Genomic DNA, 21,448 nt, shown 5'->3' on the forward strand with positions numbered 1-21,448 from the left:
AACACCTGTATCTGTCTTTGCGCAAGAGGTCATTTGAAATAAATATTTAAAACCTGTCCGACTCATGCGGAAGATCCATATCGCTTGTGGAAATGCCTTCCTCAACCGCGAATTCAAAATCCTCAATATCATAAATTTGTACCGGTACCTCTGCCTCTATTAGTTTATCCTGAAACTCAAACTGATCCGAAAGCAATGGCAATTTCAGCTTCAAGCCTGTGAGGAGAAGCTCCGTTTCTATCGGGTCGAACATTTCGCCATAATGCGCGTTATCGACAGCATGCACGACGGTAAATTGAATCGTGTCATTTAGGAGCAAGGGCGAGCTTTCTCTCCACGGCATCTGCATAGCCTTTTCAATTTTTTTACGGTTGAGCGAGTCCTCAAAAAAAGCGATCAGCTCGTTTATTTTGTTTTTCACGTGCCCATCATCTTCAGGATCGTCCATGACGGGATCAGCACCGTCTCTCATTTCGTACAGCTCGGCTATGGATGAATAAGGCACGACATAATCAATTGGACGGCTCGGTACAAGAAGATGCCCATACGTTGCCACCAATACTGCTTCAATTACAAAACGTCGCCGCATGTGATCTCCTCCAATCAATTTGTGTAAAAAAGCTAGTTTCATATAACTTGATTTACTTGGTAAAAACGGTTCCACATTATTATACAATATTCCCTTGCCTGTACAAGAGAGTCAAAAAACCAATTTGCACAATATGTGCGCCTCGCAGTAAAATGAGCGTTAAGCGATATACGAGAAGCTGCTATAGCTTCGTCATTTTTTTTAGGAGGATACTACGCATGCAAATAGAAGAAGCGATCATTATCGGAGCAGGCCCCTGCGGCTTGGCTGCAGCAATCGAGCTTGAGAGAATCGGCCTTCATCCACTTGTCATAGAAAAACGAAATATCGTTCACTCCATCTCGCAATATCCGACCTATATGCATTTTTTCAGCACGCCGGAATTGCTAGAAATAGGCGGCATCCCCTTTACAACCGCCAATGATAAGCCATCTCGGCTCGAAGCCTTGAATTATTACCGGACAGCTGCCCAGCGTCATCAGATCCGCGTTCAAGCTTATGAAGCAATAACGAGCATTACGCCTGAGGATGACGCATTCATCCTGCACGGCGAGGACCGCTTTGGGCAAAAAAGCATCTATAAAAGCCGGTATGTCGTCATTGCAACGGGCTACTTCGATCATCCGAACGAGCTTGGTATTCCGGGCGAGCAGCTGAACAAGGTCAGCCATTTTTTCCGCGAATCGCATCCTTATGTCGGCATGAAGGTCGCCATCATTGGAGGCAGCAACTCGGCGATCGACGCGGCGCTGGAATTAGAGCGAGTGGGCGCGGAAGTAACGGTCGTATATCGCGGCCAGGATTACTCCACCAGCATTAAGCCATGGGTCAAGCCAGGCTTCCAGAGCAAAGTGGCAAAAGGCTCGATCCGCATGCTCTTTCAATCTACTGTTATTGCTATCGCAAACAACGACATAACCGTTCGCAGCCCTGAAGGCGAAACTCGTCTTCCGAATGATTTCGTTCTGGCGCTTACCGGGTTCCATCCTGACCGCAATTTCCTTACTTCAAGCGGGGTTTCGATGGAGGAGGAAGGCTATCCTACTTTCCATGAAGAGACGATGGAAACGAACGTTCAAGGTATTTATCTAGCTGGTGTCGTTGCTTCCCGGCATGAAGCAAATGAAATTTTCATCGAATCCGGCCGATATCATGGACGAAAAATAGCAGAACATATTTTAAGCAAAAAAGACATAGCGGCTAACTAAGCCGTTATGTCTTTTTGTAAGATGCAGCACTATTTCAATTCCTTGTCGAGCTGCTGTTTGATAGCGGCAACCTGCTGATTATCGGGCAGCTTATCGCCGTACCGAACCTCCTCATATACATCAATAAAATGGTGCATGCCGCCTTGCTTATGCTTGCCTTCCTTCCATTTCACCATATCGTCTGCCGTTTCGCGAGGCGTCAAATGAGCTTTAACCGAATAGCCCCGCTCGGCTTCCGCCCACAGCATACGCGAATACAAAAATCTGATTTTGTCCGCATTCGAGGCGAGTCCGCTCCATTCTTTGGGAAATGAACGTTTATTAGAAAGCAGCATTTTCAGCTTATTTCCCATTTGCTCGCGCCAATTCGTTAATGTCATTAAAGACTCAATCTCATCCGTAAAGCCGGCTGCGCTGCTTCGGCTATCCGCGCCCCGTTCCAGAAGCTTAGCCGCGATCAGCCTCGCCCATTGATACAGCTTTTTGAAAAGAATAAACAATATGATGCATACGAAGATGATGATGAGCACTATTCCGATCATTTTCAACATTTTCTCCAGCAGCAGCATCCAGTCGGGTGGCGGCTTCACCTCTTCAACCGGCAGCATCTCGAGCTGGGGATTGTTAATAGGCTGTTCATCTAAGGGCGCTTGCTTCTCTGTCTGGTTTAGCCAGCTCATGATCCGGTCGAGCACAGAATGAAAAAAACGTTCAATCGCCTGTTGAATTTGCCGGAACAACGCAAGTATGCTGATCAAGCCGACAATTATAATGATCATTAGCCGATTTTGTCGTTTAAAGGCTAAAGTAGCCGATGTTTTTCCCGATTCTATCGTCTCATTGTTCAAATGCCGTTCATTGGCAAAAAAGAAAAATAAAATAACGGAGGCAATTCCGCAGATGATCAGCACTCCGTTATAATCAACCAGCCTTTTGAACAAAATCAGCTTCATCGGCTGTATAGCCAAGTAGATAATCACGGCGGTTAGCATTCGTGAATTGGGAAACGAGACAGCCCAGCCGCTTAATTGCACTGAAATCCCTCTCATTGCGAAGATAGCTGCCGCAAAGCCGCATACAACGAATGGAACAAATCTCGCCTCTCCTGCTCCTGCGACAATGACTAATAAACCATGTAAGGCCCCAATCCCTATGGCTAGCAGCAGACTAACACCGTAACGCAGCTTGTTAAATATCCCGGTTATAACCGATGCAGCCCAATAACAAAAAGGTAACGTGGCTATCCATACCCAAATGTCCGTGGCAGGCAGTACGTACACAGCTGCAATCATGAAGATAGGCAAATAAAAAAATAATTCAATGACGCCTTGTCCAAAGGCCTTCAATGAAAAAGCTCGCTTTACAGCATCATTCACGCGCTCACCCCGTCTCTGCTTTCTTCAGAAGGAGCTTGTCCGTCACCGTCCGCAGCCAGCGCCTTATTTGACAACAGCCAAACCGCTACGGCATTACCGTTATAACGAAGCTGCTCAGCTTGCAGCTCAAGCGCATCATTCCAGTATGTGGTAATGATTAGAACATCCCGCTCACTGTAGCCGCTCAAGGCTTCTCTCTCAAGCATGAGATGAAATAGCTCCGTTCGTTCAATTTCAAGCTTTGCCATTAGCTCGAAAATCCCAATCAAATGCTCGTGTCCGGCCCGCGGTTCAATGTGAGCGCTTTCCTTGTTGCTATTGCCCGCTAGTGGCATATTTGCCGCGAATCCAACCTCCATGCCTTGCTGAATGACGGCCTCAGCCGCACCAGCCGCCCACTCGATGCCGCGTTCAATAAGTGCAAATTCGGACACGCTTCGCCACATGCCCTCCGCATCATCGACATTCAAATAAATCATCAGCCTGCGATCCGCCGTAAAATCATGCTGATGCACTTGAAGTGTTCCCGTCTTTGCTGTTGCTTTCCAATTGATCTGCTTAAACGTGTCACCGGCTTGATAGCCTCGAACGCCTGCAAGAATGAATGGATCGCTGACAATCCAGCGGCGAACCGATTGATCGCCCTGCCAGCTATGATACGGCAGCTCATGGATGGGCACCGAGGCGGGCTTGGGGTAAACAAGAAGCTCCCCTAAGAGCGCAATTTGCTCAGACGCATGGGATAGCCCCAGCAAATCCCCTCCGGTCAACGTAACGGTGTGAAGCTTGTACCAGCCGCGCTTTGCACATATGATACGATGTGTTCGCGTAATTTTGGTATAGGGTGCGAGGCTGAAGAAGCTCTTATGGTTCTGATAAAGCTGTCCGCTGCTAACAGAGAAATTATCAAGCTGCTGAAAGTGCAGATGCACAGGCAGCTGTGACTCCACGCGCAGCCATGGAACCGGCAGCCACTTGGCATTAGCTATTTCCTCGATCAGTTCTATTTGTTCGCCGCTATAGCAAGCCTTTGCCTGAAAGCGTCGCTCGTATTTGATGTGCCGCAGCACCAATCGTTGAAATAATTGACCCTGTAAGTACAATATTCCGACCGCCTCAACGATAAACCAGAATAAGATCATCGGCTGGCCGCCTACCTTGCCGGTATGGCGGCTTCCGCAGGCACGGCCGTCACACGAATAATATCATCAATGATGGAATCCGCCTGTTTAGCCGTACGATGCATGCCCCGAATCGCTAATCGATGGGACAGCACAGGCTTAGCCATCGCCTTCACATCATCCGGCGTAACGAAATCTCGTCCGCGCAATATGGCATGAACCTGTGAAGCACGCAGGAGCGCTTGACTGCCGCGCGGGCTAACCCCGACCGAAACTTCATCCCGCTTACGTGTCTGTTCAACGATTTGCAGCAAATAGTAAAGAACATCGTCCGTCACCCTTACTGCTGTATAACTTTGCTGCGCATTCTGGATGACTTCTGATCCCGCAACGGGCTCCAGCTTGGAGAGAGGGTCCTGATCTTTGAATCTTTTTAAAAGCTGCAAGCCCTCCTCAGTCGTCGGATAACCCATTTTGATTTTAAACAGAAACCGGTCAAGCTGTGCCTCGGGCAGAGGGAACGTGCCTTGATGCTCTACCGGATTTTGCGTTGCAATAACCATAAACGGACGCTCCAAAAGCTTAGTTTCTCCGTCGATGCTTATTTGCCGCTCCTCCATGCATTCGAGCAAACTCGATTGCGTGCGCGGCGTTGCGCGGTTGATTTCATCAGCCAGCAGCAAATTCGTAAATAAAGGACCCGCTCGAAATTCGAACTCGCTTATTTTTTGATTATAGAAATGAATGCCGCTCAAATCCGACGGAAGCAGGTCCGGCGTAAATTGGATGCGTTTAAAAGTCAAAGACAATGATCTCGCGAGCGATTTTGCCAGCAATGTCTTGCCCGTACCAGGAACATCCTCCAGCAGCACATGCCCTGAAGTGATAAGTCCAATCAGCAATAAATCGATGACTTCCTCTTTCCCGACGATTACACGTCCAATATTCGCTTTAACCTGCTCTGCTAATTGCTTTATGGCTTCAAAAGGCATAGGTCAGCTCCTCGATTAGGTTGTATAGCCGGTACGGTCGCGCTGAAGCTTTTGCAGTTCCCGCCATCGGATCATGCGGATGCCTTCATCCTGCAGCGTCTGCCTGACTTCTGCATCACGGAACAGCTCCAGCTCCAGTCCGCGCTTGACAGGCTGACCGTGAAAGGCATTCAGCTCATCTGTAACGAGAGAAGGATGGATAATGAGCTCGGTTACTCCGGGATGCAAACTTTTCAATAGCTGCTGCATATTTGTTTTTAGAGAATCGAAAGTTTCGCCATCCTGCAATTGGAACGGAAGCCCCACTAAGTAATCCAGAATAACAACACCTTTCGAATCGGCAAGCTGTGCAAGCTGCTTGGCTTGATCGGCAAGCTCAGGCGGCGCTACCTGTCCATTCTCCTGCAGCAGATAACGAGGCAAGCGGAACGGCAGTCCGTAGGAGGCGCATACATCAAACACAATCGGCAGAAAATGACGTCCCGTCGCTAATCCGTACAGGCTGCCCATATGATTATCGGCATGCGATGGTCTCATTCCCATTGCCAAAGCCATTTCGATTTGTGCGATCAATTCCTCTTTTACCTGCTCCGGATCAGCTTGCTGCTCAAAGGTTTTGCTGTCCTTCGGGAAATAATTTTCATTTGTAACAAGCGAGTCCGTATTTCCTTTGCGGTTGACCGGTCCCCAGCGATAAAGATCCCATTCACTCGTAAAAGTAAAATGTACGCCGACATCGGCCTCTGGATGCCTCGCGCTCCAGAGCGCCGCTTCCCTTGCCCATCCGCAGGGCATCATTAAGGTGGCCGAGCTAACTGTATTATCAAGAAGAAGCTGCTGGATCCCGCTATTAACCGAATGACATAATCCGTAATCGTCCGCGTTTATTAGAAGAAGCTTTTCTCCTTCATCATATCCAAGCGCTTTAGCTAAGTTCATCCGTTTTCATCCTCCCCAATGCTCATTAATCCATTTGCAGCCAAATGCCGATTGATCGATTATTTTGCAAAGTACATCCTCGCTGTCTAACTGCTCTCTTAAGCGGACCGCAAAATGCAGCGCTACATCAAGCAGCCGCAATTTCATTAATGAAGGTAATTTTTCCAGCTCCTGATCGGATAGAGGATATGAATCCTTATACCCTTGCAGCAGATGCTTTATCTTTTCGAGAAAGGCTGTATCGCCTTCCTTGATCAGATCGACGACGATTACAGCAAGCTCCATTGCTCTTACGTCAACCGTCGTGAATTCAAAATCAAGCACGCCGATAATCGCTTCATTCTGTGCGACCGTATTATTAAAAACCAGATCACCGTGTATCCATTGCTTAGGCAGAAGGGCGAGCTGCTTGCATTCTTCTTCAAGCTTTAAGCGTTCCTCCTGCAGGGCTTCAAAGAAAGATCTTCTTGCCGCAAGCGCCTCAGACCGCTCAGCCATCGATAGAAATGCTGTCCCATCCATTGATGCATACGTATCTTCCAATAAGTAATAGGGACTATACAATGGCTTCCGAGCAGGCCGGATGCTTCCTAATGCACGGGAAAGCTCTGCAGCCGTACGTCCAAGCGCGTATACATGAGCCGGGTTCGTGACGGATGGTCTGTCGCCTTCAATATAATGAAATAATGAGGATAATGAGCCATCCTGGGCGATGCTGACCGTATCTCCCCGTTTATTGCGTATCGGGACAGGCACCTGAAACGGAAGCTCCTGCTTCTTCAATTCTTCCAGTACTTCATGCTCCAGCCTTACAATATCCGCATCCTGATGATTATTATATATACGCAGAACAAACCGTTCATTACCCGAAGAAATCATTCGGGTCGTATTGTTCATACCGCTTTCGCGGTGCTCAACCTCGCAAGGATAATGGAACTCATATTCATTCAGATAGGATGTAAAATCTATGGTGTCGTTCAAGCCGTTATCCTCCTTGATCTTCATTCAGCAGCCGGTTCAGCCGATTTCCCAGCTGTTCCTGCCAGCTTGCTGCAAGTTCCTGTACGTCTAGCAGCTCACGGATGCCCTCTAAGTCTTCTTTATCCTTATACATTAGGCGGTTAGCCTCTGTAATCGACTTACGGGCGGGATGCCTATGCTTAACCGTGAAAGCCGTACCAGCCTCTATGCTGCCCTCTTGAAGCACCCGGAAATAAAACCCTGTATATCCCATTCGCTGAACATGCTCGGGCAATTCCGGCTGTTTATGTCTTAGTCCAAGCTTATAGCATGGCTGCCTAGGCTGGCTTACTTGAAGGATGACTTCTCCAGCCTGAATAATATCGCCTATGCACAAATCGTCCTCGGTCCAATTCGACAACGTGAAATTTTCGCCGAAGGCTCCATACTCGAACGGTTTGACTTGCTGCTCATTCCAGTAAGCATACCGCTTCTCGAAATATACACATACCGCCTTGTCCGGTCCGCCGTGATGAACCGTATCGCCTTGCCCGTCGCCTTGCAGCCCGGTCATCGTTAGCAAATGAGACAGCTGCGAAGACTGTTTGAATATGCCTGTTAAAACTTCCTTGGCGCCATGAGCGATAGTTACCGGCTCGCCAATATTAAGTGATACGAGGCAAGCCGCCTCCAGATCATGCTTCATTTTTTCATGTTCCTCCTAAGCGCTTCTGTTATTTGACTATTATAATCTTGGGAGGGAGAAGTTGGCAAAGAGATATAACTACATTAATATTTAATATAGTTAAATATGTTGAAATCGCTTTCGACAGGTTTTCAACAACTGCTCCCGTAACATGTCGAAAAGCTTTCTTTCGTGTAGCTTATTGCGTTTCCCCGGGAAATGTTTTTTGAATAGTCCGAATATTTCCTAAAATTGCGCAACTCTATTTCCCGAAATCATTTTTGATTATTGATGCAACTGTATACTTTCGTTCCATGCATAAAGCGCCTTACGAGGGGCGTCGGATCCTGCTTTGCTTTCTTCATAATTGTTATTGCCTGATCTCCAATTCGATTACCGGCAGGAGTAAAAGCAGTATGGACGACACGAGCTCGCCCCCTCCCCCCTCCTCTATCGCTGACCCGAACAGAAAGGCAGCGCATACTGCAGCCATTATTATTACTCCGGCAATAGCTTGAATCACCTGATCACCATCATACGTAACTGTATGAATCGGATTCGAACGTCATGTAAGAGAGAAGCAGGTTGATTTTGAACAAAAAAATAGCTTCGCATCTATCTTTAGATGCGAAGCTACGTGGCGGCATGTTGGTAAGCCAGCATGCAAAGAGCGCTGTTCATCAAGATTTAAACGGCTATTAGTCGTTAACGAGCATAGGCCCTAGAGGACCATCCTCGTTAATAATATCCTGCAGCTCGTAATCGGATATCGGAAAATATAAAAAACCAAATACATACGCAGCCAGTTCGTATAGTTGAAAATAAATGACAAGAGAACGGTCCGCCACATAATAATCCTGGTCGGGCCGAATAGCCTTAAAGGGCTCCAGCGTATCAATCTTTCTTGCCTTGATTTGAGCGTTGACGATAGCGCTTATCCGCCCCACATAATCCGATCCCGGTTTAAACAGCTGGGCCAGCGTGTAGGTTTGACCGGTCGTTTGCTTGAAAGTCAGCGATTGCTGCAGCGTTAAGCCATGTGCTCCGCCGGTATAGGCATAATTAAACAACGACAAGCTGAGGTAATCCTTTTCATTTGTCTTTTGCTCGAAATAGCCAATCATCTGCGCCCTCGGGTCGTCGAGGGGACCCTGATTATGAACCTGCTGCTGTACCGTTTGATGAATGATTTGATTTATCTTCATATCCGCGGCTTCACTTCTACCTCCGCTTACATAAGGCAGTGACAGCTCTGCTTTCGGAAAATCAGTCTTCGCAGTTTGCACGACGACAGGTGAATGAAATGGCATGTTGAAGACACCTTCCTATTCGGTAAGATGCTCCATTGTATGCAGATTCCGGCTCATTTCATGCCAAATGATGCCGCCATGCGTCGAGGACGATACGCCGCGCAGCTCGAATTGTTCTGCTTCGTAGAACGGAATAAGATGCTGCTCGCACATCAAAATGATCGTTTTGATGCCGCTTGACTCGCACTGCCCGATCAACTTCCGGAGCAATAAGGCACCGATGCCTTGAAGGCGATGTCCCTCATCTACCGCTACAGTGAGGATGCAAAAGTTGTTCCCATTATGAAGATCGGCTTGAGCGCCCTTCATCTCATCTCCGCATGCGCTCTGAGAAGTACGTATACCATTCGTTATTCCTACTAATTTATTTCCGAGCCAAGCCGACCAGAAATAGGGCCGATAATGCTCATATCGATATTGGAAGCTTCTCAGCGTTGCCGCCGCTTCCGGCGCGTAGCAGCTCTGCTCAAGCTTGATAGCTGCATCCAGCTCGCCCTCTGCTATGATCCGCAGTTCAATGCCATTCACAGCAGCGCCTTCTCGCGTTCGGTCAGTCTCCTGCCGGTTACGTCAAGTACAAGCTTTCCTTTTTTCAGGCCGAGAATGCGATCGGCGAATCGCTCTGCCCAGTCGCCCTGATGCATGACAGCAATGACAATGACTCCCTGCTCCTTGCATAGCGCTTTCAAGTCGGTTAATACTTGATCGGCCGTATGCGGGTCTAGACCCGATACCGGCTCGTCTGCTGCGATAACTTTGGCGCCGTGAACAAGCGCTCTGGCGATTGCCATACGCTGCCGTTCACCGCCGCTGAGCGTGCTCGCCTTTTGATGCGCTTTATCTATAAGTCCGCGCTTCTCGATCATATCCATCGCGCCCATATAATCGTCATTGCGTACCATGCCTGTCCATCTGCGCCAAGCCGGTGTTTGTGAAACCGAGCCGATGATAACATTTTTGAGTCCCGTCTTATTAGGGAACAAAAACGGCTTTTCTTCTATGTAAGCAACCTCCTGCTTCACTTTCAACTTGCCGGAGAAGCCCTGTTTTAGAATATCCTTGCCATCGAACTGGTAGGAGCCCTCGTTCCATTTTTCTTGCAGAGCAAGACAACGAAGCAGCGTCGATTTCCCGCTTCCGCTGTCTCCTTTTATTGCGATAAAGTCACCTGGATAGGCCTCAAAGCTAATATCATCAAGCACCTTCGGCCCACCGGGAATACGTCTGGATAGGTTCTTTATTCTGATCATTTTCCGCGCTCCTTCTTTTTGCAGCAACTGCCTCTATGAATCTAGTTTACGTTAAACAAAAAACAGTTTCCATACGAACAAATGTTTGGTATAATAAAAACAAGAACAAATGTTCCGTCGATCATCGAATTCAAATTATTGAAGGAGGCCTGATCACCATGAATAACATCTGCGAAAATTTCCGTTATGTAGAGAATACTCGTCCTGGACGCGACTTAACCTTTAAGTTTTACGCCGATGGACGGCTTATCATTATTGATAACGTTGCAGAGGAGGTGATCACCCCGAAAGATTTGAAGGGCGCGAGCAGAGACTTCTATGTTCGCAGGCGAATCGCTTTCATTAAGAATCAATTAATTGCCTCGCAGCTCAAATATGCGTAAATATTGTTTAAAGGAGAGCAGATGCCACGCACGCTCTCCTTTCCTTTATTCAATTAATGACTTTGTGGCTAAGGAAGCTGTTTGTTAATGCCGTTTAAGCTTGACGGTCGCTTTGCGAATTTATCGGTTTTGAGTTTACCCGACATTCCGTGAAGTCCAGAATGATTTTGTCGATTATCGGTTTTATTCCTCTTGTTAAATACCATTCCATTCACCTCCATTATCATTATGCCTATTTTATTGGATAACTATGTAAAAAACATCAACTTGTGCTCCTTTACATTGACTCAACCCCTCCATTTGCGGTAGATTGATCATACAGTTTCAAGTTCCGCAAAGGAGATCACCTACATGAAGCAGCAAATTATGTTTGACCTCGACGATACTTTAATTCACTGTAATAAATATTTTTACCTGGTAATCGATCAATTTATTGACGCGATGACCACTTGGTTCGGCAGCTCTTCCCTTGTCACGGTTCAAGCAATCCGGGATAAGCAAATGGAGATCGACATTGCAGGTGTAGCTGTATTCGGTTTTAAGAGCGAGCATTTTCCACAATCCTTTGTCGATACCTATATTCACTTCTCCCACTTAACAGGTCGCAAGCGTTCCACCAATGAAGAAAACTTTCTATGGAAGCTTGGTCTGAGCGTCTATGAACATGATACCGAGCCATATCCAAATATGGAGCAAACGCTCTTCTCGCTAGCGGAATCCGGGCATGAGCTTCACCTGTACACAGGCGGCGAACTGCCGATTCAACGCCGAAAAATTGAAAAATTAAATTTGGAGCGCTACTTTGATTCCCGTATCTACATTCGCAGACTGAAAAATAGTGACGCTTTGGAAAATATTTTGTCCACAGGTCAATTCGATCGCAGCAGCACATGGATGGTAGGCAACTCCATTCGCACAGATGTTGTTCCCGCATTAACGGCTGGTATTCATGCCATTCATATGCGCGCAGTGACAGAATGGGAATATAATGTCGTTCAGATCGAAGTCGAACCGAAAGGCGCCTTCCTAACCTTAGATCACCTTAAGGACGTACCCGACGCGATTCACGGTTACGTTAACCGCTAATTCGAATACGAACCAAATTAGACCCGAATCTGTCTCATGGAGAATGAGACGGATTCGGGTCTATTCTTGTTGGCTCCAGCTTGCCTTCTACTGCTCGATGGCCAACTCCCCTGTATCTAAATTTTTAATTACAATTCTGCCTTCTCCAGGCGTACCATCTTCTAATTCAAGCTTCAGCTTTGCCGTCTTCCCCTTCTCGACAAGCGCTTTAACCTGCGAATCGGTCAGACTCCGTCCGAAGCTTTGCTTCCAAATGACGAACTTACAGCCTTCCTTATAATGAGAGCAGCCGTAGCCTTTGCGTCCCATAAAAATCGAGCCTCCGCAGCCTTCACGCGGACAGGTCGTAATGATCGTTGGGCCGCTTGAAGCAGCATCGTCCGCAGCCGCGCTTTTCTGTGTTGTGCCCGCAGCTTTCGCTTTCGTTGCCCGACTGCGAGGCGCGGCTGCCGTCTTGCCCGCTGCTCCTTTGCTCTTTGCCGGCGCTTCGCTTTCAAAAGACGTTTTCGCCGCGCGCGACTGAACGCGAACCTTGTCGACAATCATTGTCGCGAACTTCTTCACATTTTCCATAAATTGTCCGTCAGAAGCCGCTCCTCTGGATATTTCATTCAAGCGCCTTTCCCATAGACCAGTCATTTCCGGAGAGGTAAGAAGATCGATTCCCGCTCCGCGGATCAGCTCGATGGCGGTTCGTCCTTTTTGCGTTACTTGTATTTTTTTCCCCTGCATATCGATATAACCAACGTTTTTCAAACGCTCTATCGTTGCTGCCCGCGTGGCCGGTGTTCCGAGACCCGAGTCCTTCATCGCATCGCGAACGTCCTCGTCCTCAATTTGCTTGCCCGCGCTTTCCATTGCCTTCAGCAGCGTGCCTTCCGTATAATGCTTTGGAGGCTGTGTATCCTTTTCTTTCACAACCGCATCTGCGCAGGTGACAGCCACTTCTGCCGAAATCGAGAAAGGCTCGTTAACCTCGATTTCTTCTTCCTCGGCATCTTCCTTATCTTTGCTCTTGGACGTCGACTTCGCCTTCTCCTTCTTCTGATCCGCATAGATGACCTTCCAGCCTAAGCTTAGCAGCTCCTTAACATTTGTTTTGAACATTTCGTTCTCAACCTCGGTCATAACCGTGTGCACCTTATATTCAGCTGCAGGATAAAACTGGGACAGAAATCGCCTAACAATCAAATCATAAAGCTTTTGCTCGTCGGCACTTAGCCCGCTTGCTTTACGGTTCGTAGGCAAAATAGCATGATGATCCTCTACCTTCGAAGGGTTGCAAATAGACTTGTTCCCCTTATGGACAAGACTCCGGTTTGCCCCCTTAACGAGATCATCGTACACCGTTCCCTGCAGCGCATTCAACGTTTTGTGCATCTCCGGTATGTTCTGCTCGGTGACATAGTTCGAATTCGTTCTCGGATAAGAAATCACCTTATGCTTCTCATAAAGCGCTTGTGCCGTATCTAACGTTTTTTTCGCGGAAAAAGCATACTTGCCGTTCGCTTCCCGTTGAAGGAGCGTAAGATCGTACAGCTTAAACGGATACTCCTTCGTTTCCTTAACCTCGTAGGAAGCGATCCTGCCCTGCTTTCCTTTAACCTTGGCAGCCAGTGCTTCAACCTTAGCTTGATCGGTCATTCTCTCGCCCTGCCACATGCCTAGATACGTCAGCTCATTTTGAGTGAAATGCCCCTCGAGTTCAAAAAACTTCAAAGACGAGAACGCCTCGATCTGCTTCTGGCGGTCATAAATGAGCGCCAGGACTGGTGTCTGTACTCTGCCTACAGATAGCAGCACATTATGCTTCGTCGTAAATGCGCGAGATCCGTTCATCCCTATAAGCCAATCCGCCTCGCTTCTTGCAGTAGCGGCGCGCGTCAAATTCTCGTAATCGGCCCCTTCCCTCAGCTCCGCGAAGCCCTTGCGAATCGTCTCCGGCGTAAGGTCCGAAATCCAAAGCCGCTTCACAGGCTGGCTAAGCTTTAGATGCCGCTGAATAAGCGAAAAAATATATTGCCCCTCCCGCCCCGCATCGCAGGAGTTTACGAGAAGATTGCTGCGCTTTGCCAGGTCGCCGATTACTTTGAGCTGATCAATCGTTTTTTTATTTGGCACGAGCTTGAATTGCGCCGGAATGATCGGAAGATCGTTAATATTCCATTTCTTATATCGATCGTCATAAGCATCGGGCTCCGCGAGCCCGATCAAATGCCCGATTGCCCACGTAATAATATATTGTTCGCCTTCTATGTAGGAACGGTGATTTTTTGCTTTGGGATCGATTGCGGCTGCTATGTTTCGTCCCATATCGGGTTTTTCCGCAATGATTAGTGTCTTCAAAAGATTATCGCTCCTTCATTAAGCATTTCGCAAGAATAACCGCTAACGCCAACGAACATGGCAATAGCTCGCCCTGCAAGGCAGTGCCTCACAAACATTTTACAAACTTCTCGTTAAAAATGGAATCCTTTTCACCCTATCAGAGTATGGAAACCACTTTAAAAAATAAAACCCAACGGGACGGTTGTCCCAAGTCGGGTTCATTGTTTAAAGGCTTTGCGGCATGTTCTGCCGAGCCGTTATTAAATTATTGCAAGCCAGCTATTTACTTGATGCCGGGCTGTCCAAATATGCAATGATCTTATCAAAAATAGAACGGACGCCGTCCGACCACTTCGGATCCTCCGCATACTTCCGGTTAATCCATTTGAACGGGTCCATATCTTCAGGTCTGTGTTTGCTTAAATTATATACAGTCCGTGCCGCGATTTCCGAGGATTGCCCAATATTCGTATTGAAGTCCTGCCAGCTATGAAAAACATTAAACGGATTATTCGCGATTCGCTTGTACTGCTTATTCGTCTTCGGCACAAAGCCCTGTTCTTGACCGGTAATGGCGAACAAGACGGCAGGGTGAATATTGAATGCTTGTGCGGCGGATACGATAGCGTCAAAGTAAGGCTGCTCAGCTAAAATAGATGATTTCGACTTCAAATATTTAACCATCCGCGCTTGATCAATTTCTTGATAACGGAGCTCGGCGGGCAGCCCGTCTGATGGGACGGCAACCGGTTGTACGGGCTTCATGACGACCGGCGGCTGAAGCTTATGGAGCGAAGGCTTGCTCATGGACCAGCCATACAATAAGGAAGAAGCAATTAACAGCGTACATAGCGCACTGTACATAATGGTTCTAGAGCTTAATCTATACGATAATGCAGTCCACCACTTTGGTACGGGTATAGGGAAAACAAAGACCGCAGCACTCGCAGCTGGCGCTTCATTACGCTGCTCGACGCCCTCTGCAACCAGCAATCCCCTCAGACGCGTTAAGAGGCCGCTCTCAACCTCGTCCGTTACGAAGTCTGTTTGTTCCCCGGTCAATGACAGCTCGTCCATTAAACGCCGCATGACAGGCTTCTCGCAGCTCACATACAACTGCTCCTCTACCCACAAATGAAACGGGTCGTACAGGCAGGGATCAGATCGGTCGAGCGCTAAACAGGCCTGAAAAATATCTTCGGCTCTAACCGGTCCAACACGGTCCAACACGGTCGTTCTAATCAACGTCTCCGTTACACGCTGCTTTACGCTTCCATCGAAATTCGGCAGCTGCTTATGTATGAGCCGCTTGACCGCGTCCGCTACGATCTCCGCCCGCTTCTCTTGCGGCATCGCAGCGTATTTGTGCTGAACGTAGCTTCGGATGTTCCGAACGTCTGTCGGCGACAGAACGTATGCTTCTTCGGCTGGCATGACGAATCGCCCCTTCGCGTCATCTCAAACCGATTTTACCACAACTTTCCTTATGATGGTGAGCTTAGTTTTTGGATTTCCGATTGAATGTGCGGCTGCATGATAAAAGCAGTAATTTGTTCCTTTTCACCCACCGTAAACTGATACTCACAATCGCAGCCCTCATCGTGCGGTACGATTTGCGCGATCGTTCCGTTTGCAGTACAAATGACGAGTGCCGTCAAATCAATCAGATCATCAGGCATCTCCGACTCCGGAGAAAGCTCGAAACGCAGCATGATATCTACCCACTGCTCATCCCTCAGCTCAATAGCAGGCCGAAAGGAACGAAATGAAAGCTCTGTTATTCGGTCTAATCCATATTTAATCATGCGATGCCTCCTTCTGCTTTGATCCAGTAACGCTATCCTCAGCAAGAAAAGCGCCCGAGGGCGCTTCTCTTCGCGTATATTAAGCTTTGCTTACGTTTCTCAATTCTTGTCCGGACATTAAGGCAGCATCGACGAGCCCATCAAATACTTATCTACTTCACGCGCAGCTTCGCGTCCTTCGTTGATTGCCCAAACGACTAAGCTCTGTCCACGGCGCATATCACCAGCTGCAAATACTTTGTCGACATTTGTCGTATACTTGCCGTAAGCTGCTTTCACGTTCGTACGGCGGTCTTGTGCAAGACCAAGTTGCTCGATTACCGTCGATTCAGGACCTTCAAAGCCAACCGCGATGAACACAAGATCTGCCGGCCAAACTTTCTCTGTTCCTGGAATTTCTTTATAAATTTTACGTCCAGTTTCATCAACCGTACGCTCAATTTGAACCGTGTGAAGCTCCTTCAGGTTTCCGTTGCCGTCGCCGACAAATTTCTTCGTCAGAACGGAGAAAGCTCTTGGGTCTTCGCCAAACAAAGCTTTCGCTTCTTCTTGCGCATAATCAAGTGTATATACATTCGGGAATTGCGGCCAAGGATTGCTCGCGTTGTCACGCACAAGCGGTGCCTTCGCATGCGTACCGAATTGTGTGACTGATTTACATCCATGACGCAGTGCAGTAGCTACGCAGTCCGTTCCTGTATCGCCGCCGCCAATGACGATAACGTCCTTGTCTTTCGCGGAGATGTAGTTTCCGTCCTCCAGGTTGGAATCCAGATAGCTCTTAATCGTGCCATTCAGGTAATCCATAGCCATGTGAACGCCGTTCAAATCGCGGCCTTCCATTTCTACGTCACGCGCTCTTGTCGCACCGCCGCAAAGAACGACTGCGTCAAAGTTGTCAACAAGCTCGTTAGCGGAAATGTCTTTGCCGATTTCTGTATTCGTTACAAATTCAACGCCCTCTGCTGCCATCAAATCAACGCGGCGCTGAACAACATGCTTCTCAAGCTTCATCGTAGGAATGCCGTAAGTAAGCAAGCCGCCAATGCGGTCTGCACGCTCGTACACCGTTACGGTATGTCCTGCTTTGTTCAATTGAGCAGCCGTTGCCATACCAGCAGGCCCAGAGCCTACTACAGCCACACGTTTGCCTGTGCGCACTTTCGGCGGTTGAGGAACGACCCAGCCTTCTTCAAACCCGCGATCAATGATCGCTTGTTCGATTGTTTTAATCGTAACCGCATCACCGATCAAACCAACGGTACAAGATCCCTCACAAGGTGCAGGACAAACACGGCCTGTAAATTCAGGGAAGTTATTCGTTTTATGCAGACGGTCAAGCGCTTCGCGCCATAACCCGCGGTAGATCAGGTTATTCCACTCGGGAATCAGATTGTTAACCGGACAGCCCGAAACAGAGCCTGCAAGCTCGATTCCTGTATGGCAATATGGCGTACCACAGTCCATGCAGCGAGCTCCCTGCGTCTTTAACTGCTCATCCGAAAAATGCTTATGAAATTCTTGCCAGTCTTTAATGCGCTCCAGCGGGTCGCGATCGGCCGGCAGTTCGCGCTGATATTCCATAAAACCAGTAGGTGTAGACATGATCGCATTTCCTCCATCCATATTTCCCGTTAACCTATGTTTCGATTCTCTTTCAAACTATATCGGGAATCCATCAAATATTCAATAACAAACTTTCTCAAAAACGAATATTTTGTCAAAAGCGCTCGATTTCTATTTTACAACATCCTAGCATTCAAGTACTTATATCGTTAATGGATTATCCGCACAATCATTTGCACTTTATGACATATCGTTCGTCAAATGTTCGTTTCTAGCGTAAAAAGCTAAACAGAACGCCGTTTAAACGTTTGAAACGTAAAAGCATAAATATTTTTCTCGTCCCGGTCTCTGCTTTCGCTTTCCACGAGCTGCCATTCCGAATCGGAGAACGCTGGAAAAAACGCATCGCCACCTTCAATGACCGTATCTACATCCGTAAGCAATATAGTATCTGCGAAAGGCAGAAGCTGCGCATAAATATCTGCGCCTCCCATTACCATCAGCTCATCGGCTTTGCAAAGCTCAAGCGCTTCCTCCAGCGAATGCACAACTTCACAGCCTTCAGGCTGAAAATCATACTGGCGCGTCAAAACAATATTTCGGCGGTCGTTAAGCGGCTTACGTATGGACTCAAACGTCTTACGGCCCATCAGCACCGTTTTTCCTAGCGTCATCTTCTTGAAATAAGCCATTTCCGCCGGCAGGCGCCATGGCATCTTGTTACCGATTCCAATCGTACGGTTACGGTCCATTGCCGCAATTAACGTAATAGACATAGTCGTCTGCACCTTTCTTTCGATAAGCATAAACCGCTATACGGCAACCGGTGCTTTTATAGTCGGATGCGGCTCGTAATTCTCAATCGTCAGATCTTCCACCGTAAAGTCGAAGATCGACTTTTTGTCAGCGTTTAGCTTTAACTTAGGCAGCTCCTTCGGCTCTCGGCCAAGCTGAATGTTAATTTGCTCCACATGATTCGTATAAATATGCGCATCGCCGAGCGTATGGATGAAATCCCCTACCTCAAGCCCGCACTCATGAGCAATCATATGGGTTAACAGCGCATAGCTAGCAATATTAAACGGAATGCCCAGAAAAATATCTGCGCTGCGCTGATAAAGCTGGCACGATAACTTGCCGTTTGTTACATAAAATTGGAACATCGTATGACAAGGCGGCAGCGCCATATTGCTAGGCACGTCCTCCGGATTCCACGCGGTTACAATCAGCCTTCTCGAATCCGGGTTTTTCTTGATCGTCTCTATGACATCCTTCAGCTGATCAATGGTTTCACCTTGAGACGTCTTCCATTCACGCCATTGCTTGCCATACACGTTGCCGAGCTCTCCGTAAGCCGCAGCAAACTGATCATCCGTTAAAATACGCTGCTTAAAGAGCTCCATTTGCTCCTCATAGGCTTGCGCGAAATCAGGGTCTGTTTGTGCCCGAAGACCGAAGTTCGTCATGTCAGGACCGGTGTAGGACGCGCTCTCGATCCATCTTTTGAACGCCCATTCATTCCAAATGTTATTTTTGTGCTGTAGAAGGTACCGAATATTCGTATCTCCTTGAATAAACCAAATGAGCTCACTTGCTATTAAACGAAACGGCACGCGCTTAGTTGTAAGCAAAGGGAAACCGGCGCTTAGATCGAAACGCATTTGATAACCAAAGGCAGAGATCGTCCCCGTACCGGTACGGTCCTCCTTCTTCGTGCCGTTCTCCAAAACGTATTTCAACAATTGCAAATAGGTTTGTTCGCTATTACTCATATGGATGTCGCCCCCAATCATGAAACAAAAATCAGAAAAATAACAATTAATTATATCATTAACTAACCGCGTTGTCTGTCCTGTTTTCGTTTCGTTCTTAGCATATACCGTTCAGGAGCCGTTGCGTGGAGCTGCTTCTCCTCTTCCGTTTCAGGTATAACAGCCGGGACGCTAGCAGGCTTTCCGTTATCATCCAGCGCAACGAATGTAAAAAAAGCGGTGACGGTCGTCTTGCGGACGCCGCTGTACAAATTTTCTGAATTCACGGACACATAAATTTCCATGGAGCTGCGGTTTGTCCACGTCACGAATGCTTCAACTTCAATGACTTCCCCGACCTGAATTGGCGCCAAAAAATCAAGACTGTCTGTCGATGCTGTAACAACCTGCATGCGGGCATGCCGCATAGCTGCAATTGCGGCTGCCTTATCCATATACTCCATCAGCTTGCCGCCAAACATCGTATCGTGATGGTTCGTATCCAGCGGGAAAATAAGCTGCGTCATGATTGTTCTCGATTCGCTCGCCGGCTTAGTCGTTTCCTCCATGTTAGCATATGCCCCTTTATTATTGAATGGTAGCTCTTGATGCGCAAAGAGGCCCCGTCGGCTGAAAAGCCGCGTGACCTCTAATATCGCTAAACGACAGCATTAGTGCGATTTATTTGATGAAAGTATGAATCGGGTGGCCTAGAGCAACCTCTGCTGCATCAAGCACGATCTCGCCAAGTGTAGGATGCGCATGAATCGTAAGCGCGATATCCTCAAGTGTCGCGCCCATTTCGATTGCAAGAGCAAGCTCAGCAATCATATTGGAAGCTTCAAGACCGATAATTTGTGCCCCGAGTACAAGACCGGATTCTGCGTCGGATACAAGCTTAACAAAGCCTTCGTTTGCATTTAGCGACATTGCGCGTCCATTGATTGCAAACGGGAATTTGCCAACCTTCACGTTATAACCTTTATCCTTCGCTTCCTTCTCGCTGAAGCCAACGCTTGCGCATTCAGGATCAGAGAAGCATACTGCCGGTACACATTTATAGTCAATAACGCTTGAGTGACCCGAGATAGCTTCAGCAGCGACGCGGCCCTCGTACATTGCTTTATGCGCAAGCGCAGGTCCTGCAATGATATCGCCAATGGCATAAATATGCGGAATGTTCGTGCGGCATTGCTCGTCAACCTCAACTAGACCGCGATCGGACATCTTCACGTTGATTAGGTCAAGTCCAAGCTCTCCGTCCGTATTTGGACGACGTCCAACCGTTACGAGCAAGTAATCAGCCGTTACTTTTTCTTCCTTATCGCCAACGGTGTAAGTTACCGTAACATCTTTATCCGTTTGCTCAGCGCCTTTTGCTTGTGCGCCGGTAATGATATCAACGTTCGTGCTTTTCAGTTTCTTAGCAACGATCGATGACATATCTTTGTCAAAGCCCGGCAAAATAGCGTCGGAGCCTTCAATTACCGTTACTTTTGTGCCGAATTTCGAATACATTTGACCAAGCTCGATACCGATGTAGCCGCCGCCGATAACGACGAGGCTTTTCGGAATTTCCGGCAGGGACAATGCGCCTGTAGACGAAACAATACGGCCGCCGTAAGGGAATGCTTTCAGTTCAATCGGACGTGAACCTGTAGCGATAATGCAGTTTTTAAAACGGTAGCGGGGCGCTTCTTGATCGTTGAATACGCGCGCTTCGTTTTCGTTAATGAACATAACTTCGCCTTGGAAATATTGGACTTTGTTTGCTTTCAACAGTGAAGCAACGCCGCCCGTCAATTTTTTGACGATACCGTTTTTGAACGCTTGTACTTTGCTGAAGTCAACCTTAGCTTCGCCTACTTCGATACCGAAAGCGGAAGCGTGGCTGATCGATTCATATTGATGCGACGCTGAAATAAGCGCCTTCGACGGAATACAGCCCACGTTCAAACATACGCCGCCTACATATTCCTTATCCACGATGAGTACGTTTTGACCAAGCTGAGCAGCGCGGATCGCTGCTACGTATCCGCCTGGACCAGCACCAATAACTAGAGTGTCAATATCAAGGGAAGCATCACCTACGACCATGT

At 47.8% G+C, this 21,448-nt stretch carries 22 protein-coding genes; 3 read left to right on the top strand and 19 right to left on the bottom strand.

The window, feature by feature from the left end; all coding sequences use genetic code 11:
* Positions 1-46: 46 nt before the first annotated feature.
* Positions 47-589: an ADP-heptose synthase gene (locus AC0YNZ_RS05605; protein WP_475825694.1), complete on the bottom strand. Its 543-nt coding sequence runs from the start codon at positions 587-589 to the stop codon at positions 47-49.
* A gap of 218 nt (positions 590-807) precedes the next feature.
* Between AC0YNZ_RS05605 and AC0YNZ_RS05610 the strand changes: the two genes are divergently transcribed.
* Positions 808-1,797, top strand: coding sequence for a YpdA family putative bacillithiol disulfide reductase (locus AC0YNZ_RS05610; protein ID WP_475825695.1), 990 nt, complete (start codon positions 808-810; stop codon positions 1,795-1,797).
* A 29-nt stretch (positions 1,798-1,826) separates the two neighbouring features.
* Here the strand turns inward: AC0YNZ_RS05610 and AC0YNZ_RS05615 are convergent, their stop codons facing one another.
* The 10 genes from AC0YNZ_RS05615 to AC0YNZ_RS05660 form a co-directional block, all read right to left on the bottom strand.
* Positions 1,827-3,173 carry a DUF4129 domain-containing protein gene (locus AC0YNZ_RS05615; protein ID WP_475825696.1) on the bottom strand — a complete coding sequence of 449 codons (1,347 nt, stop codon included), beginning with the start codon at positions 3,171-3,173 and terminating at the stop codon, positions 1,827-1,829.
* Positions 3,170-4,315: a DUF58 domain-containing protein gene (locus AC0YNZ_RS05620; RefSeq protein WP_475825697.1), complete on the bottom strand. Its 1,146-nt coding sequence runs from the start codon at positions 4,313-4,315 to the stop codon at positions 3,170-3,172. Before AC0YNZ_RS05620 ends, AC0YNZ_RS05615 begins: the two co-directional genes overlap by 4 nt.
* Positions 4,316-4,326: 11 nt before the next feature.
* Positions 4,327-5,286: an AAA family ATPase gene (locus tag AC0YNZ_RS05625; protein WP_475825698.1), complete on the bottom strand. Its 960-nt coding sequence runs from the start codon at positions 5,284-5,286 to the stop codon at positions 4,327-4,329.
* A 15-nt stretch (positions 5,287-5,301) separates the two neighbouring features.
* Positions 5,302-6,225: a polysaccharide deacetylase family protein gene (locus AC0YNZ_RS05630; RefSeq protein WP_475825699.1), complete on the bottom strand. Its 924-nt coding sequence runs from the start codon at positions 6,223-6,225 to the stop codon at positions 5,302-5,304.
* A 6-nt stretch (positions 6,226-6,231) separates the two neighbouring features.
* Positions 6,232-7,206, bottom strand: coding sequence for a phosphotransferase (locus AC0YNZ_RS05635; protein ID WP_475825700.1), 975 nt, complete (start codon positions 7,204-7,206; stop codon positions 6,232-6,234).
* 4 nt (positions 7,207-7,210) lie between these two features.
* Positions 7,211-7,891 (bottom strand): MOSC domain-containing protein, encoded by a 681-nt coding sequence (locus tag AC0YNZ_RS05640; RefSeq protein WP_475825701.1) that lies wholly within the window; start codon positions 7,889-7,891, stop codon positions 7,211-7,213.
* A gap of 349 nt (positions 7,892-8,240) precedes the next feature.
* Positions 8,241-8,363, bottom strand: coding sequence for a hypothetical protein (locus tag AC0YNZ_RS05645; RefSeq protein WP_475825702.1), 123 nt, complete (start codon positions 8,361-8,363; stop codon positions 8,241-8,243).
* A 205-nt stretch (positions 8,364-8,568) separates the two neighbouring features.
* Complete coding sequence (locus tag AC0YNZ_RS05650; protein WP_475825703.1) at positions 8,569-9,180, bottom strand: DUF3298 and DUF4163 domain-containing protein; 612 nt, start codon at positions 9,178-9,180, stop codon at positions 8,569-8,571.
* 15 nt (positions 9,181-9,195) lie between these two features.
* A complete protein-coding gene (locus AC0YNZ_RS05655) occupies positions 9,196-9,708 on the bottom strand; it encodes a GNAT family N-acetyltransferase (RefSeq protein WP_475825704.1) in 513 nt (170 codons plus the stop codon).
* Positions 9,705-10,430 (bottom strand): phosphonate ABC transporter ATP-binding protein, encoded by a 726-nt coding sequence (locus AC0YNZ_RS05660; protein WP_475825705.1) that lies wholly within the window; start codon positions 10,428-10,430, stop codon positions 9,705-9,707. The genes AC0YNZ_RS05655 and AC0YNZ_RS05660 overlap by 4 nt, the downstream gene beginning before the upstream one ends.
* 158 nt (positions 10,431-10,588) lie before the next feature.
* Between AC0YNZ_RS05660 and AC0YNZ_RS05665 the strand changes: the two genes are divergently transcribed.
* Both AC0YNZ_RS05665 and AC0YNZ_RS05670 read left to right on the top strand, forming a co-directional pair.
* The gene (locus AC0YNZ_RS05665; protein WP_110773012.1) at positions 10,589-10,813 is read left to right on the top strand and encodes a hypothetical protein; all 225 of its coding nucleotides are present in this window, start codon (positions 10,589-10,591) and stop codon (positions 10,811-10,813) included.
* Between the two features lie 351 nt (positions 10,814-11,164).
* A complete protein-coding gene (locus AC0YNZ_RS05670; protein WP_475825706.1) occupies positions 11,165-11,899 on the top strand; it encodes an HAD family hydrolase in 735 nt (244 codons plus the stop codon).
* Between the two features lie 87 nt (positions 11,900-11,986).
* On the opposite strand, the gene AC0YNZ_RS05675 is transcribed toward AC0YNZ_RS05670, so the two are convergent.
* The 8 genes from AC0YNZ_RS05675 to lpdA all read right to left on the bottom strand — a co-directional run bounded on the left by AC0YNZ_RS05675 (position 11,987) and on the right by lpdA (position 21,446).
* Entirely contained in the window at positions 11,987-14,245 is a 2,259-nt protein-coding gene (locus AC0YNZ_RS05675) for a type IA DNA topoisomerase (protein ID WP_475825707.1), read from the bottom strand.
* 261 nt (positions 14,246-14,506) lie between these two features.
* A complete protein-coding gene (locus AC0YNZ_RS05680) occupies positions 14,507-15,661 on the bottom strand; it encodes a hypothetical protein (RefSeq protein ID WP_475825708.1) in 1,155 nt (384 codons plus the stop codon).
* 50 nt (positions 15,662-15,711) lie between these two features.
* On the bottom strand, positions 15,712-16,032 hold the full coding sequence (locus tag AC0YNZ_RS05685) for a hypothetical protein (protein WP_475825709.1): 321 nt from the start codon (positions 16,030-16,032) through the stop codon (positions 15,712-15,714).
* Positions 16,033-16,149: 117 nt separating this feature from the next.
* Positions 16,150-17,637 (bottom strand): glutamate synthase subunit beta, encoded by a 1,488-nt coding sequence (locus tag AC0YNZ_RS05690; RefSeq protein WP_475825710.1) that lies wholly within the window; start codon positions 17,635-17,637, stop codon positions 16,150-16,152.
* A gap of 245 nt (positions 17,638-17,882) precedes the next feature.
* Complete coding sequence (locus AC0YNZ_RS05695; RefSeq protein WP_475825711.1) at positions 17,883-18,374, bottom strand: dihydrofolate reductase; 492 nt, start codon at positions 18,372-18,374, stop codon at positions 17,883-17,885.
* Between the two features lie 36 nt (positions 18,375-18,410).
* Entirely contained in the window at positions 18,411-19,370 is a 960-nt protein-coding gene (locus tag AC0YNZ_RS05700) for a thymidylate synthase (RefSeq protein WP_475825712.1), read from the bottom strand.
* A gap of 62 nt (positions 19,371-19,432) precedes the next feature.
* On the bottom strand, positions 19,433-19,918 hold the full coding sequence (locus tag AC0YNZ_RS05705) for an acyl-CoA thioesterase (RefSeq protein ID WP_475825713.1): 486 nt from the start codon (positions 19,916-19,918) through the stop codon (positions 19,433-19,435).
* Positions 19,919-20,030: 112 nt separating this feature from the next.
* Positions 20,031-21,446, bottom strand: a complete 1,416-nt coding sequence (lpdA, locus tag AC0YNZ_RS05710) for a dihydrolipoyl dehydrogenase (RefSeq protein WP_475825714.1) — start codon at positions 21,444-21,446, stop codon at positions 20,031-20,033.
* Between the last annotated feature and the right edge of the window lie 2 nt (positions 21,447-21,448).

The organism is Paenibacillus sp. J2L1-98 (genome assembly GCF_056269405.1).

Excerpts from the sequence above, each read along its gene's own strand:
- AC0YNZ_RS05670 (WP_475825706.1), top strand. The coding sequence starts at position 11,165 with ATGAAGCAGCAAATTATGTTTGACCTCGACGATACTTTAATTCACTGT.
- AC0YNZ_RS05645 (WP_475825702.1), bottom strand. The coding sequence starts at position 8,363 with ATGGCTGCAGTATGCGCTGCCTTTCTGTTCGGGTCAGCGATAGAGGAG.
- AC0YNZ_RS05705 (WP_475825713.1), bottom strand. The coding sequence starts at position 19,918 with ATGGAGGAAACGACTAAGCCGGCGAGCGAATCGAGAACAATCATGACG.
- AC0YNZ_RS05695 (WP_475825711.1), bottom strand. The coding sequence starts at position 18,374 with ATGTCTATTACGTTAATTGCGGCAATGGACCGTAACCGTACGATTGGA.
- AC0YNZ_RS05680 (WP_475825708.1), bottom strand. The coding sequence starts at position 15,661 with ATGCCAGCCGAAGAAGCATACGTTCTGTCGCCGACAGACGTTCGGAAC.
- AC0YNZ_RS05605 (WP_475825694.1), bottom strand. The coding sequence starts at position 589 with ATGCGGCGACGTTTTGTAATTGAAGCAGTATTGGTGGCAACGTATGGG.
- AC0YNZ_RS05610 (WP_475825695.1), top strand. The coding sequence starts at position 808 with ATGCAAATAGAAGAAGCGATCATTATCGGAGCAGGCCCCTGCGGCTTG.
- AC0YNZ_RS05665 (WP_110773012.1), top strand. The coding sequence starts at position 10,589 with ATGAATAACATCTGCGAAAATTTCCGTTATGTAGAGAATACTCGTCCT.
- AC0YNZ_RS05660 (WP_475825705.1), bottom strand. The coding sequence starts at position 10,430 with ATGATCAGAATAAAGAACCTATCCAGACGTATTCCCGGTGGGCCGAAG.
- AC0YNZ_RS05620 (WP_475825697.1), bottom strand. The coding sequence starts at position 4,315 with ATGATCTTATTCTGGTTTATCGTTGAGGCGGTCGGAATATTGTACTTA.
- lpdA (WP_475825714.1), bottom strand. The coding sequence starts at position 21,446 with ATGGTCGTAGGTGATGCTTCCCTTGATATTGACACTCTAGTTATTGGT.
- AC0YNZ_RS05700 (WP_475825712.1), bottom strand. The coding sequence starts at position 19,370 with ATGAGTAATAGCGAACAAACCTATTTGCAATTGTTGAAATACGTTTTG.
- AC0YNZ_RS05640 (WP_475825701.1), bottom strand. The coding sequence starts at position 7,891 with ATGAAGCATGATCTGGAGGCGGCTTGCCTCGTATCACTTAATATTGGC.
- AC0YNZ_RS05690 (WP_475825710.1), bottom strand. The coding sequence starts at position 17,637 with ATGTCTACACCTACTGGTTTTATGGAATATCAGCGCGAACTGCCGGCC.
- AC0YNZ_RS05625 (WP_475825698.1), bottom strand. The coding sequence starts at position 5,286 with ATGCCTTTTGAAGCCATAAAGCAATTAGCAGAGCAGGTTAAAGCGAAT.
- AC0YNZ_RS05630 (WP_475825699.1), bottom strand. The coding sequence starts at position 6,225 with ATGAACTTAGCTAAAGCGCTTGGATATGATGAAGGAGAAAAGCTTCTT.
- AC0YNZ_RS05685 (WP_475825709.1), bottom strand. The coding sequence starts at position 16,032 with ATGATTAAATATGGATTAGACCGAATAACAGAGCTTTCATTTCGTTCC.
- AC0YNZ_RS05650 (WP_475825703.1), bottom strand. The coding sequence starts at position 9,180 with ATGCCATTTCATTCACCTGTCGTCGTGCAAACTGCGAAGACTGATTTT.